The 11,594-nt window shown below is 70.4% G+C and carries 14 protein-coding genes; 4 read left to right on the forward strand and 10 right to left on the reverse strand.

Going from position 1 to position 11,594, the window contains the following annotated elements:
• Window positions 1-37: 37 nt before the first annotated feature.
• Window positions 38-406 carry a 30S ribosomal protein S6 gene (rpsF, locus tag DW309_RS03800; protein WP_021201450.1) on the reverse strand — a complete coding sequence of 123 codons (369 nt, stop codon included), beginning with the start codon at window positions 404-406 and terminating at the stop codon, window positions 38-40.
• A gap of 225 nt (window positions 407-631) precedes the next feature.
• Between rpsF and DW309_RS03805 the strand changes: the two genes are divergently transcribed.
• The gene (locus DW309_RS03805; protein WP_136044604.1) at window positions 632-1,336 is read left to right on the forward strand and encodes a hypothetical protein; all 705 of its coding nucleotides are present in this window, start codon (window positions 632-634) and stop codon (window positions 1,334-1,336) included.
• Window positions 1,337-1,396: 60 nt separating this feature from the next.
• Here DW309_RS03805 and DW309_RS03810 read toward each other — a convergent pair whose 3' ends face one another.
• Genes DW309_RS03810 through DW309_RS03830 form a run of 5 tightly spaced genes read right to left on the reverse strand, consistent with a single transcriptional unit; the run spans window position 1,397 to window position 6,635 of the window.
• Entirely contained in the window at window positions 1,397-2,236 is an 840-nt protein-coding gene (locus DW309_RS03810) for an ABC transporter ATP-binding protein (protein ID WP_136044605.1), read from the reverse strand.
• The gene (locus DW309_RS03815; protein WP_206252188.1) at window positions 2,229-3,071 is read right to left on the reverse strand and encodes an ABC transporter ATP-binding protein; all 843 of its coding nucleotides are present in this window, start codon (window positions 3,069-3,071) and stop codon (window positions 2,229-2,231) included. The genes DW309_RS03810 and DW309_RS03815 overlap by 8 nt, the downstream gene beginning before the upstream one ends.
• A complete protein-coding gene (locus DW309_RS03820) occupies window positions 3,068-3,979 on the reverse strand; it encodes an ABC transporter permease (protein WP_136033863.1) in 912 nt (303 codons plus the stop codon). The genes DW309_RS03815 and DW309_RS03820 overlap by 4 nt, the downstream gene beginning before the upstream one ends.
• Window positions 3,976-5,037 (reverse strand): ABC transporter permease, encoded by a 1,062-nt coding sequence (locus DW309_RS03825; protein ID WP_136033861.1) that lies wholly within the window; start codon window positions 5,035-5,037, stop codon window positions 3,976-3,978. Before DW309_RS03825 ends, DW309_RS03820 begins: the two co-directional genes overlap by 4 nt.
• 11 nt (window positions 5,038-5,048) lie before the next feature.
• Window positions 5,049-6,635: an ABC transporter substrate-binding protein gene (locus tag DW309_RS03830; RefSeq protein ID WP_136033859.1), complete on the reverse strand. Its 1,587-nt coding sequence runs from the start codon at window positions 6,633-6,635 to the stop codon at window positions 5,049-5,051.
• A 152-nt stretch (window positions 6,636-6,787) separates the two neighbouring features.
• Here DW309_RS03830 and DW309_RS03835 point away from each other — a divergent pair, with 152 nt between their 5' ends.
• Window positions 6,788-7,375: an Lrp/AsnC family transcriptional regulator gene (locus DW309_RS03835; protein WP_206252186.1), complete on the forward strand. Its 588-nt coding sequence runs from the start codon at window positions 6,788-6,790 to the stop codon at window positions 7,373-7,375.
• A gap of 7 nt (window positions 7,376-7,382) precedes the next feature.
• On the opposite strand, the gene DW309_RS19315 is transcribed toward DW309_RS03835, so the two are convergent.
• From DW309_RS19315 to DW309_RS03845, 3 genes are all read right to left on the reverse strand, one after another.
• Window positions 7,383-7,541, reverse strand: coding sequence for a hypothetical protein (locus tag DW309_RS19315; protein WP_168387164.1), 159 nt, complete (start codon window positions 7,539-7,541; stop codon window positions 7,383-7,385).
• 99 nt (window positions 7,542-7,640) lie between these two features.
• Complete coding sequence (locus DW309_RS03840; RefSeq protein ID WP_136044606.1) at window positions 7,641-8,012, reverse strand: hypothetical protein; 372 nt, start codon at window positions 8,010-8,012, stop codon at window positions 7,641-7,643.
• A gap of 53 nt (window positions 8,013-8,065) precedes the next feature.
• On the reverse strand, window positions 8,066-8,425 hold the full coding sequence (locus tag DW309_RS03845; protein WP_206252185.1) for an avidin-fold protein: 360 nt from the start codon (window positions 8,423-8,425) through the stop codon (window positions 8,066-8,068).
• Window positions 8,426-8,502: 77 nt separating this feature from the next.
• Here DW309_RS03845 and DW309_RS03850 point away from each other — a divergent pair, with 77 nt between their 5' ends.
• Window positions 8,503-9,474: a hypothetical protein gene (locus DW309_RS03850; protein WP_136044607.1), complete on the forward strand. Its 972-nt coding sequence runs from the start codon at window positions 8,503-8,505 to the stop codon at window positions 9,472-9,474.
• A complete protein-coding gene (locus tag DW309_RS03855; protein WP_136044608.1) occupies window positions 9,471-10,580 on the forward strand; it encodes a hypothetical protein in 1,110 nt (369 codons plus the stop codon). The genes DW309_RS03850 and DW309_RS03855 overlap by 4 nt, the downstream gene beginning before the upstream one ends.
• 216 nt (window positions 10,581-10,796) lie before the next feature.
• On the opposite strand, the gene DW309_RS03860 is transcribed toward DW309_RS03855, so the two are convergent.
• On the reverse strand, window positions 10,797-11,594 hold a 798-nt coding region (locus tag DW309_RS03860; protein WP_342590366.1), incomplete at its 5' end, for a glycosyltransferase.

Consider the following 11,594-nt stretch of genomic DNA (forward strand, 5'->3'; position numbering starts at 1 on the left):
CCCACCACGGTGATGACGGTTTCGCCGGCCATGAGACTTAGGCCTTCGCAGCCTTGGCGGCCTTGCGGGCAGCCTTCTCTTCGGAGCGCTTGGCCTCGGACGCGATCATCGCCTGAGCCTCTTCCGCGCGCAGGACCTTGGTGCGCATGATCTGCTCGTTCAGCTTGAGCTGACGGTCGAGCTCCTGCGTGGCGGCGCTGGTCGCGGTGAAGTTGACGACGGCGTAGATGCCCTCGGTCTTCTTCTGGATCTCGTAGGCCAGACGGCGCTTGCCCCAGATGTCGACGTTCTCGATCGAGCCACCATCGTTGGTGATGACCTTCAGGAACTTGTCGAGCGTCGGGGCGACCTGGCGCTCGTCGATCTCGGGGGTCAGAATGACCATGAGTTCGTACTGGTGCGTCACTTACCCACCTCCTTCGGACTAGAACGGCTCTCGGGACTTTCCCGGGAGCAGGAGGGTGTGTGCACGTGCCCGCCCGTGGAACCCGAGTGGGTGCCGGAAGGCAGACAACCTCGACAGTCTAGCGGACATTCCTCCGAGCCGCCTCCCACCGATCGGCCCGCGGCTTGGCATGCTGGAGGGCGTGCCCGATGACCGTCATCGGGCACATGACTGGAGGGGGGCGCCATGCGCGTCAACAAGTGGGGGGTCGGCGTCGTTCTCGCCGCCGCCGTCATGCTCACCGGATGCTCGGCGGGCGGATCGGACAAGCCGGCCGACGCGAAGCCGAGCACGGCCGCATCGCAGGAGGCCGACGCACCGGCCACGGACTGCCCCGAGCTGGCCGAGGGCGCGACCGTCGACGGCACGGCGCTCGGCACGTGCATCGCCGACGCGATGGCCGACTCCGCGGGCTACGCCGCCAAGACGAGCGTGCTGGGCATGGAGAGCACCGCCCGCGTGAACCCCTCCGAGAACGCCCTCGAGTCGATCTCGCCGATGGGCTCGATCGTCGCGATCGGCGACGACGTGTGGGTCAAGTCGCCGTCGAGCGACTGGCAGCCGGCCGACCCGGACTCCAGCGACCCGATCATCGCGGGCCTCAGCACGAGCGCGGCCGACGTCGCCGCCATGGACCCCGCCGCCGCGGCCGAGGCCCTCGCGGGCGACTTCACCGTGAGCGGCACCGGCGAGCGCCTCGGCCAGAAGGTGTTCCTGATCACCGGTTCGGTCGACCAGCAGGGCACGACGGTCGACGTGGCGTTCGAGGTCACCGCCGACTACGTCAACCTCGCATCGAAGAGCACCGCGTCCGTCGAGGGTCAGTCGCTGGAGATCGCGATGGAGATCACCGAGTGGGACGTGAAGCAGGACATCGTCGCCCCGGTGTGATCCGGGGATGACACGAAGGGCCGGGGCATGCGCCCCGGCCCTTCGTCGTCCGGCCCCGCGTCAGTAGGCGACGGGCGGGACCTCGGCCCACACGGCGCGGTCGTCCGTGGAGGGGGCGTCGGGGATGCGGCCGGCGCCGTCCGGCTCGGGGATGGCCGCGAGCAGGGCCTGCGTGTAGGGGTGCTGCGGCGCGGACCACAGCTGCTCCGTGGGGCCCGACTCGAGCACCCGTCCCGCGAACATGACCAGGGTGCGATCGGCGATGCGGCGCACCACGGCGAGGTCGTGCGAGATGAAGAGCATGCCGGCGCCGGACTCGGCCACCAGGTCGCGCATCAGTCCGGCCACGCTCGTCTGCGTCGAGGCGTCGAGCGCCGAGATGGGCTCGTCCGCCACGAGCAGCGAGGGCCGCGCGGCCAGGGCCCTGGCGATCGCGATGCGCTGCTTCTGCCCGCCCGAGAACTGGTGCGGGAAGCGGGTGCGGACGTTCGCGGGCAGCCCGACGCGTTCGAGCCACTCCTCCACGGTGGATCCGGCGGCACCGCGCGCTCGGGCGGTGGCGATGCCGTCGGAGATCTGGTCGCCGATGCGTCGGCGAGGGTTCAGCGAGGTCGACGGGTCCTGGAACACCATCTGGATCCCGGTCAGGGCGGTCGACCGGCGGCGGATGCCGAGCGGCGTGACCGGGGCCCCGCGGAACTCGACCGTGCCGGCGGCGGTCTTCTCGATGCCGACGACGGCGCGGGCGAGGCTCGACTTGCCGCTGCCCGACTCGCCGACCAGCGCGACGGTCTCCCCCGCGGTCACGCGGACCGACACCCCGTTCACGGCGATCACCGGCGGGTTGCCCGGGTAGCGCACGACCACGTCGCGCGCGTCGAGGACGCTGACCTCACTCATGCGCATCCTCCTCGATCGGGTCGACCGCATCGACCTGGTCCGTCGCGTCGACCGCGGGCGCCTCGATGCGCGAGCCGGGGAGGGCCGCGAGCAGCATCCGCGTGTACTCGTGCTGCGGGTGCAGGAACAGGGTCTCGCGGTCGGCGAGCTCCACGATGCGGCCGTCCTTCATGACCGCGACGGTGTCGGCGATCGCGCTCATCACGCCGAGGTCGTGCGTCACGAGCAGCACGGCGAGGTTCCGTTCGATGGCGAGGTCGCGCAGCAGCTGCAGGATGCCGGCCTGCACCGTGACGTCGAGCGCCGTGGTGGGCTCGTCCGCCAGCAGCACCTCGGGGTCGCACGCCAGGGCGCACGCGATCGCGATGCGCTGCCGCTGCCCGCCCGAGAACTGGTGCGGGTAGCGCTTCAGCGCCTCCGCCGGGTTCGGCACCTGCACGGTCTGCAGCAGCTCCACCGCCCGCTCGCGCGCCGCGGCGCCCGTGAGGCCGAGGTGCACGCGCATGTGGTCGGTGAGCTGGCGGCCGACCGGGAGCTGCGGGTGCAGCGACGCCGACGGGTCCTGGAACACCATCGCGATGCGCTTCCCGCGGATGCGGTTGAGGCCGCGGCGCTTCAGGCCGAGCAGCTCCTCCCCCGCGAGGGTGATCGAGCCGCCCGTGCGAGCCTGCCGCGGCAGCAGCCCGAGCACCGCGAGCGAGGTGAGGGTCTTGCCGGAGCCCGACTCGCCCGCGAGGCCGTGGATGCGCCCGGCCTCGAGCTCGAGCGACACGCCCTTCACGAGCGGACGGCCGATGTCGACCGTGAGATCGCGGATGCTCAGCGCGGCGGTCATGCGGGCACCCCCGTCGCGGAGGCCTGGTGGTCGGCCTCCTTCTCGTGCGTGACCTCGGCGGTGGGGTCGAGCACGTCGCGCATCGCATCGCCGAGGAAGTTGAACGCCAGCACGACCGTGAGGATCGCGAGACCGGGGAACACCCCGAGCCACCAGGCGTCGAAGTTCTGCATGGCCCCCGAGATCATCGACCCCCACTCGGCGGTGGGCGGCTGCGCGCCGAGGCCGAGGAAGGAGAGGCCGGAGAGCAGCAGGATCGCGGCGCCGATGTCGAGCGTGGCGAGCACGAGCACGGGCCCGGCGATGTTGGGGAGGATGTCGACGAACAGGGTCCGCAGCGGCGAGTGGCCGAGCAGGCGTCCGGCGATCACGTAGTTCTGTCCGCGCAGGCCGAGCACGATGCTGCGGGTGACGCGGGCGTACTGCGGCCACGACACCACGATCGCCGCGATCACCGCGTTGAACAGCGACGGGCCGAGCGACGCGGCGACCACCATCGCGAGGATCACGGTCGGGAACGCCATGAAGAGGTCGGTGATGCGCATCAGCGTCTCGTCGACCGCGCGGCCGAAGTAGCCCGCGACGGCGCCGATCAGCGTGCCGATGATCATCGCCGCGATCACGAGCATGAGCGCGAGCGGCAGGCTCACCGTCGCTCCGGTCATCAGTCGCGAGAAGATGTCGCGGCCGTTGCCGTCGGTGCCGAGGATCGTGTCGATGCCCGGCTCCTGCAGTCGCGGCAGCACCTGCGCGTTCGGCGGGTACGGCACCCACCACTGCGCCGTGAAGGCGATGACGATCCAGGCCGCCGCGATCACGGTGCCGATGATGCCGAGCGGGGTGCGCCAGGCGCGGGGCCAGCGGAAGCGGAAGCGCCAGGGGCCGGCGGCGGCGTCGATGCGGCTCATGCGATCCTCACTCTCGGGTCGAGCACGCCGTAGAGCAGGTCGACGATGAAGTTGATGAGGAGGTAGATGACGCCGACGACCAGACCGACGCCCATGATGCCGGGCAGGTCGAGGTTCGCGGCGGAGTTGTAGGCGTACGTGCCCAGGCCCGGCCACGCGAACACCGACTCCACGAGCACGGTGCCCGACAGCAGGGCCCCGAATGCGACGCCCACCACGGTGAGGATCGGCAGCGAGGCTCCGCGGAGCACGTAGTCGAGGATGACGCGCATGGCCGGGAGGCCCTTGGCGCGGGCGGCCCGCACGTAGTCGCTGCCCAGCACCTCCAGCACCGACGTGCGGATGAACCGGGTGAGCAGGCCGATGGTCACGAGCGAGAGCACCATGACGGGAAGGGCGAGGTGGGCGAGCGCGTCGAAGAAGCCGACGCCGTCGCCGTTGAGCAGGTAGTCGACCGTGTAGAGCCCGGTCACGCGCGGCGGCGGGGTGATCGACGGCGAGATGCGCCCCGAGCCCGGCGCGATGCGCAGCTCCAGGAAGAAGACGTAGAAGCTGACCAGCGCGAGCCAGAAGGTGGGGACGCTGAGGCCGACGAGGGTGACCACGCGGATGACCTGGTCGGTGACGAGGCCCCGGCGGTAGGCGGCGAGCGTGCCGAGCACGATGCTGACCGCGAGGCTGACGATGATCGCCCCGATCGCGATCTCGATCGTCGCGGGCACCGCGGTGGCGAGGTCGCTGGTGACCGGGCGTCCGGTCACCAGCGACGTGCCGAGGTCCCCGCGGAGCAGGTTCCCCATGTAGATGAAGTACTGCACGAACAGTGGCTGGTCGAGTCCGTTCGCCTTGATGAACGCCTCGCGCGTCGCCGGGTTCTGCGACGCGCCCTCACCGAGGGCGGCCGAGACCGGGTCTCCCGGCACGAGGTTGGTGAGCGCGAACGTGACGATCGTCACGCCCACCAACAGGAGCAGGGAGGTCCCGGCCCGCCGCAGCAGGTATCCGACGAGAGGCGAACGGCGCCGCTGCGCCTGCCTCTGCACGGCCACTGTCGTCATGGAAGGTCCGTTCAGCCGGCCGGGGCGATCTCGGCGATGTCCATCTCCCACACGGAGTTGTACACGGCACCGGTCACGTCGCTCGCGGAGGAGATGTTGCGGCCGGGGACGATGAGCGGCACGAACGGACCCTGCTCCTGCATCGCCTCGGCGAACTCGGTGAACGCGGCCTCGCGCTGCGCGGGGTCGGTGGCGCTCGCGGCACCCGCCGCGATGCCCGCGATCTCCGGGTTGGCCTCGGCCGCCCAGCCGGCGCGCAGGCCGACCTTCAGACCGGGAGCGAAGGGGAGGAAGTTCGCCGAGTCGGCGTAGTCCGGACCCCAGAACCACAGGCCGAAGCCCTCGGTGCCGTTGACGTACGCGTCGAGCTCGGTCGCGAACGGGGCCGGGGCGAGCTCGACCGTGATGCCGGCGTCTTCGAGCTGCGCCTGCACGCGCTCCGCGAGCGGGGTGAACTCCACGCCGCCGACCGGGTAGTCGTTCGGGAACTGCAGCTTCAGCGTCTGTCCGGTGTAGCCGGCCTCGGCGAGCGCGGCCTTCGCCTTGTCGAGGTCCTGCTCCACGCCGCCGTCGAGTGCTCCCTCGAATCCGGGCGGGATCACGCCCGTCGCCTGCACGGCGCCCGCACCGGCGAGCTCGAGCAGCGCGTCGTAGTCGAGCGCGTAGCGGATCGCCTCGGCGATCTTCACGTTGGCCAGCTCGCCGGCCACGGCGGGCGACTGGTTCAGCAGCAGGAAGATGGTCTGGCCCGACGGGACCGAGTCGACCGTGATGTCGTCGCCGAGGCCCGCGACCTGGTCGCCGTTGAGGTCCATCGCGACCATCGAGTCGCCGCCCTTGAGGTTGGCGAGCTGCGTGGCGCTCTCCGACACGTTGCGCACCACCACGCGGCTGTAGGCCGACTTCTCGTCGCCGTTGTACTCGTCGTTGCTCTTCAGGACCACCTGCGAGCTGAGGTCGAGCGTGTCGAGCACGAACGGCCCGGAGCCCGCGGACTCGCCGTCGAGGAACTCCTGCGCCGAGTCGGTGCCGTCGATCGCGCCGCCGTTCTCGATCACCACGTCGGAGTTCACGATGCCGAGGGCCGGGTTCGCGAGGATGGCCGGGAGCTGCAGCAGCGGGGTCTCGGACGTGAACCGGATGGTCTTGTCGTCGACCTCGGTGATGGTGAGGCCGCCGAGCAGGAAGTTGGGCTTGGCGTCTTCCATGCCCTGGATGCGCTGCAGCGAGAACACGACGTCCTTCGCCTCGACGGGCGAGCCGTCGGAGAACACGCGGTCGCCCTCGAGCGTGAAGGTGAACTCGGTCGCGGCATCGTTCTGCTCCCACGAGGCGAGACCGGGGACCGGCGTGGAGACGTCGGAGCCCTCGAAGTCGACGAGGGTCTCGTACAGGGCCTTCGCGATCATGTTGCCGGTCGGGTCGTAGGTGTGACCGGGGTCGGCGGTCTCGATCGAGAACGCGGTGTCGATGACGAGCGAGTCGGAGCCCTGGGACGAGTCGGAGTTGTTCGCCGAGTTCCCTCCCGAGCAACCCGCGAGCGCCAGGAGCGCGACGGCTCCGAGCGCGATGACCGGCGTGAAACGGCGTGACGACATGAGGGCCTCCAAGGGCGAGGAGTACATTCGGGTTCCGGTGATGTCCGATGTGGACGACCGGTGATCAGATTCGCATCATATGCGACGATGTGTCCAGCAAGTGCGGGTCACATCGGCACGCTTTGTCCAGAACCTCGGATGTCAGGAGCAATATGTCCAGCAAGGATGCGGATCCGTCGAAGCTTTCTGGACGAAGTGCCGCCCCACTGGATGAGACGGCGTACAGAATCCTCGATGTGCTGCGTGATAACGGTCGCGTCTCGATCGCCGCACTGGCCGAGAAGGTCGGCATCTCCCGCGCCAGCGCGTACACCCGGGTCGAGTCCCTGGTGCACGACGGCGTCATCACCGGCTTCAGCGCCCGCGTCGATCACGCCAAGGCCGGACTCTCGATCGGCGCGCTCGTGTTCGTCACGGTCATGCCTCAGGCCTGGGCCTCGTTCCGGGAGCGCATCATCGAGATGCCCGACGTGGAGTGGTGCGCCATCACCACGGGCGAGCACGACGCGATGCTGCTGATCCGCGCGGTCGACGTCAGCGGGGTGCACGAGTTCTCCACCGGCGTGATCGCGCAGCTGCCCGAGGTGCGCACCGTGGTCAGCGTCGTGGTGCTCGACGAGGTGGTCCGCCGCCCCTACCTGCTGCCCGCCGACCTCCCGGAGCGCGACACCGAGGTGCCGCTCGGCATGACCCGCTGGACGCCCGCCTCCCCCGGCCGCGACACCCTCCCGCCCCGCTGACCCGGGGTCAGCGCTCGGTGTCGCTCCGGCCGTATCCCTCGAGGATGAGCAGCGCAGCGAGGATCACGAGACCCACCACGAGAAGAGCGAGCCCGACCCCGGTCACGTCGACCGGATGGATCTCGAAGGACTCCGTCGCCCCGGGCACCGGTGAGGCTACGCTCACGGTTCTCGAAACGGTGAAGAAGATCCCCATCGACAGTGTGGCGACGGCAAGCACCCAGGCGCCGAGCCGCGCGAACCTCCTCGATTTCCTTGCCACGAGTCACTGACCAACCGTGAAGCTCGGGACGGGGCTGAAAGCCGTCAGCACACGACTCGTCGATAGAAGCGTCTGCGCGGACCTCCCGTGCGCCTTGGTCAGCTTCCACTTCTGGATCTGATAGGTCACTCGGGTGCCGACAGCCCAAGCTTTATAGGAGGCTCCCGCGGGTGCAACCGGCGACGTCCATTGAATGGAACTCGTGACCGTCTTGTCTTCGCTGATACCGATGCCCGCGGCTACCGTCGCGGTTGAGAGACCGAATGATGCATCAATGTGAGTGCTCACGGTGTACGAGTTCGCGATCGTGCACGTTCCTCCGCCTCCGCCACTCGCCACCTGGCAAATCCCGAGCTGCTTGCTCTTGTTCGTCACGTGTAACACGCTAGCTGACATCGGCGGGTACGAGGCTGCCCCGTTGACCCGGGTCAGGCGGCGGGGATCTCCTCGACCACGCTCAGCTGCGGCAGGCCGTGCATCTCGTAGTGCTCGACGAGGCGGATGCGGCCGTCGTCGGTGAGCTCGAGCTCGCTCTCGCCGTCGCCGGTGACGACGGTGCCGTCGGTCTTGAGCACGTGCACGAACGACACCCAGATGGTGTCGGCGGTGCGGGTTCCGACGAACTTGCCGAACGTGACCGTGTCGCCCTCGTACCCGCCCCAGATGGCGCCGTCGCGCTCGAAGTACTCGAAGATGCTGGGGGCGTCGGGGTCGACGGCGGAGGTGGTGGACGACACCATGCGGAAGCGTCGGCCGTCGAGGGAGGGAAGGGTCGCAGTCGCAGTCACCCCTCGATTATGGAGGATGCCGCAGACGCCGCCGCGCGGGAGGCCGGGCGCCCGGGCCCGGCCGGTACCGTGGTCGCATGGAGTGGATGGCCGACCCGAGCCCCGGCGCCTGGCTGCGCGACCGCCTCGACGACGACGTGACCGCGAGCATGCACGGCGTGGTGCCGCGCGGGTTCCCCGCCTACGCGCGCGTGTTCCATCCGGGGGTCGTGCGCTCCCTGCCCGACCGCCCGTACCCCACCCCCGACGAGTGGGAGCGCCTGCCGGAACCCGAGCGCCGCCGGCTCGACGCGCAATTCTCCGGCGAGCGCGTGACCTGGGCCGACACCGCCGCGGTCTTCGGCACCACGATGCACGCACTGGCACAGTGGCAGCGGATCGTGCGCACCCCGGTCGACGGCGACTGGCGCACCCGGATCGGCCCGGACGGGCGCGAGTACAACGCCCCTGCGGAGGGGGAGCTCGACCCCGACCTGCTGTCCGTGCTGGCGGGCCACCTCGCCGCGCACACCGCGACACCCGACGCGGGGGTCGCGGCGCTGTGGGAGGGATGGGGCGGGCTGGTCGGCTTCTTCGGACAGACGCCGTCGCGCGCGTTCCTCGGGTTCGACGACGACCCCCACCACCGGGCGATGCTGGAGCGCAGCACCCACGATCCGTTCAACAACGGCTTCCGCAAGCCCACCTGGCAGGAGGGCATCCTGTCACGCGAGATCTCGGAGGGGCCCCGGTTGCGGCTCCCCCAGCGCGACCACGTGCCGTTCACCGCCGGAGCATCGGAGTTCGCCGATCCGGACTGGGTCCTGCGGGCGCCGTGGCGCGACCTCGCCGCCGAGGAGCACGGGTTCCCGCCGTCGGCGCAGAGTCCGAGCCTGCTGTGGCCCGACGACCGCGCCTGGGTCATGGTCTCGGAGATCGACTTCGACTCGACGATCGTCGCGGGCTCGCCCGAGCTCGTCCGCGCGATCTGCACGGACGAGCGGCTGGAGGCGCTGGCCCTGCGCGAGGGCGCCGACCTCACGTGGGACGCCGACGAGGTGAACCGGTGACGGCGCCCGCTCCAGCGCCGAGCTTCGACGCCCGTCCCCTCACGGAACCGGTCGACCCGGCCGCCGTGCGCGCCTTCGCCGCCGAGCTGCGGTCGCGGCGCACATCGGGCATGGCGGTGTCCTCCATCATCGCGATCGTCGCCGTGTCGATCGCCGGGCTGGTGATGCTGCCGATCCTGTTCACAGTGGTGCTGAGCCTGGCCGCATCCACCGGATCCCCCGGCGCGGCCGCGATCCCGCTCGTGCTGATCGTGCTGCTCGCGGCCGCGGTCGGCGTGCTCATCTGGATGGCCGTGCGCAACGGTCAGGCCACCCGCTACCGGCTGCACCGCTTCGCCCAGGCCAACGGCATGACGTACGAGCCGCGCGTGGACGACCCGCCGCTGCCCGGCATGATCTTCCAGCTGGGCCGGTCGCGCCTCGCCACGGACCTGGTGCGCGGCAGCCACCCGCGGTTCGTGGAGTTCGGCAACTACCAGTACACGGTGCAGTCGGGGAAGAACTCCACGACCTACCGCTGGGGCTACGTGGCCGTGAAGCTCGACGTGCCGCTGCCCAACATCGTGCTCGACGCGACGGGCAACAACGGCTTCGGCTCCAACCTGCCGGCGTCGTTCCAGCGGGCGCAGCGGCTGTCGCTCGAGGGCGACTTCGACCGGCACTTCACCCTGTACTGCCCCGAGGGCTACGAGCAGGATGCGCTCTACCTCTTCACGCCCGACATCATGGCGCGGTTCATCGACAACGCCGCTCAGCTCGACGTGGAGATCGTCGACGACTGGCTGTTCCTGTACACGCAGCGCAAGGCGTCGACGCTGGATCCGGCGACGTGGGCGTGGCTGTTCGGCGCGGTCGGCGCGCTGCTGACGAAGTTCGACCAGTGGGCGCGATGGCGCGACGATCGGCTGGCTGCGCAGCGGACGCCGCCCGTCACGGCGGGATCCTCCGGCGGGCACGCACTGCCGTTCGCTCCGCCGGTCGGCCTGCTGACTCCGCCGCCGGGCGTCGCGCCGCAGGGACGACGCCTCAAGCGCACCGGGACGTGGCTTCCCCTGATCGTGGTGATCGGCTTCGCGGCGTTCTGGTTGCTGACGCGCTGGAACTGACCGCGTCCGAAGTGGGGGTGGGTGTCGTCTGGGGATCGACTCCCACCCCATCCCCCCTCGGGATCGAAAGGAATTCCGACGTTCCCTCCGCATGACGGCGATGCCGTCGCGCCCGCCAGGTCAGCTGGGGACTGACACCGGGAGGCGCCTGCCCAGGATGGTATACCGGTCGACGTTGCGTCCTGTTGCGTCCATGCGCCGGAATGGACCGCTCGCTCAGCTCTCCGCGACGGGCTCCCGCGCCGGCCACGACCGCGTCACCCGGTCGAGCACCCCATCCAGGGTCGACCACGCATCGGCCGACCGCATCGACGTGCCGATGCGCTCCGCCGCCACGCGGAACGAGGGCTGCGCCAGCACGCGGTGCACGGCCGCGGCGATCTGGGCGGACGCCGGGGTGTTGGTGCGGAGGTTCACGCCGGCGCCCGACCAGCCCACGCGCGCCGAGACCTCCACCTTGTCCTCCGTCTGGCCGGCGACGACGATCGGCACCCCGTGGGCGAGGGCCTGCTGCACACCGCCGTACCCGCCGTTGGTGACCAGCACGTCGATCTTCGGCAGCAGCCGGTCGTACGGCAGGTACTCCGCCACCCGCACGTTCTCCGGCAGGTCGCCGGGAAGGCTGTTCCTCGGGCGCCCGCCCGTCGTCACCACCACGAGCAGGTCGGACGGCGCGAGCCCGCGCACCGCGGGCAGCACGAGCTGGGTGAAGTCGGAGTTGGCGATGGTGCCCTGGGTGACGTGCACGACCGGGCGGTCGCCGTCGAGGTCGTCCCACCAGTCCGGCAGCGGGGCGTCGGACGCGGTCGTGGGCAGCGGTCCGGCGAAGTGCACCGTGTCGGGCAGGTCGCCGCGCGGATACTCGAACTCGGGCACCGTGAACTGCACGTAGGCGTCGGTGCGCCCCGCCCAGTCGAGCACGAAGCCGCCGAGGTCGCGGCCGACGGTCTGCCGCGCCATGTCGTCGGCCTCCCGCTGCACCCCGCCGAAGATCGCGCGCTCGGCGACGAGCCG

The organism is Microbacterium sp. K41, from assembly GCF_004794395.1.
In the GTDB taxonomy this organism is placed as follows: Bacteria; Actinomycetota; Actinomycetes; order Actinomycetales; family Microbacteriaceae; genus Microbacterium; species Microbacterium sufflavum.

Excerpts from the sequence above, each read along its gene's own strand:
- DW309_RS03825 (WP_136033861.1), bottom strand. The coding sequence starts at position 5,037 with ATGACGACAGTGGCCGTGCAGAGGCAGGCGCAGCGGCGCCGTTCGCCT.
- DW309_RS03835 (WP_206252186.1), top strand. The coding sequence starts at position 6,788 with ATGTCCAGCAAGGATGCGGATCCGTCGAAGCTTTCTGGACGAAGTGCC.
- DW309_RS03810 (WP_136044605.1), bottom strand. The coding sequence starts at position 2,236 with ATGAGTGAGGTCAGCGTCCTCGACGCGCGCGACGTGGTCGTGCGCTAC.
- DW309_RS03820 (WP_136033863.1), bottom strand. The coding sequence starts at position 3,979 with ATGAGCCGCATCGACGCCGCCGCCGGCCCCTGGCGCTTCCGCTTCCGC.
- DW309_RS03850 (WP_136044607.1), top strand. The coding sequence starts at position 8,503 with ATGGAGTGGATGGCCGACCCGAGCCCCGGCGCCTGGCTGCGCGACCGC.
- DW309_RS03815 (WP_206252188.1), bottom strand. The coding sequence starts at position 3,071 with ATGACCGCCGCGCTGAGCATCCGCGATCTCACGGTCGACATCGGCCGT.
- DW309_RS03830 (WP_136033859.1), bottom strand. The coding sequence starts at position 6,635 with ATGTCGTCACGCCGTTTCACGCCGGTCATCGCGCTCGGAGCCGTCGCG.
- DW309_RS03805 (WP_136044604.1), top strand. The coding sequence starts at position 632 with ATGCGCGTCAACAAGTGGGGGGTCGGCGTCGTTCTCGCCGCCGCCGTC.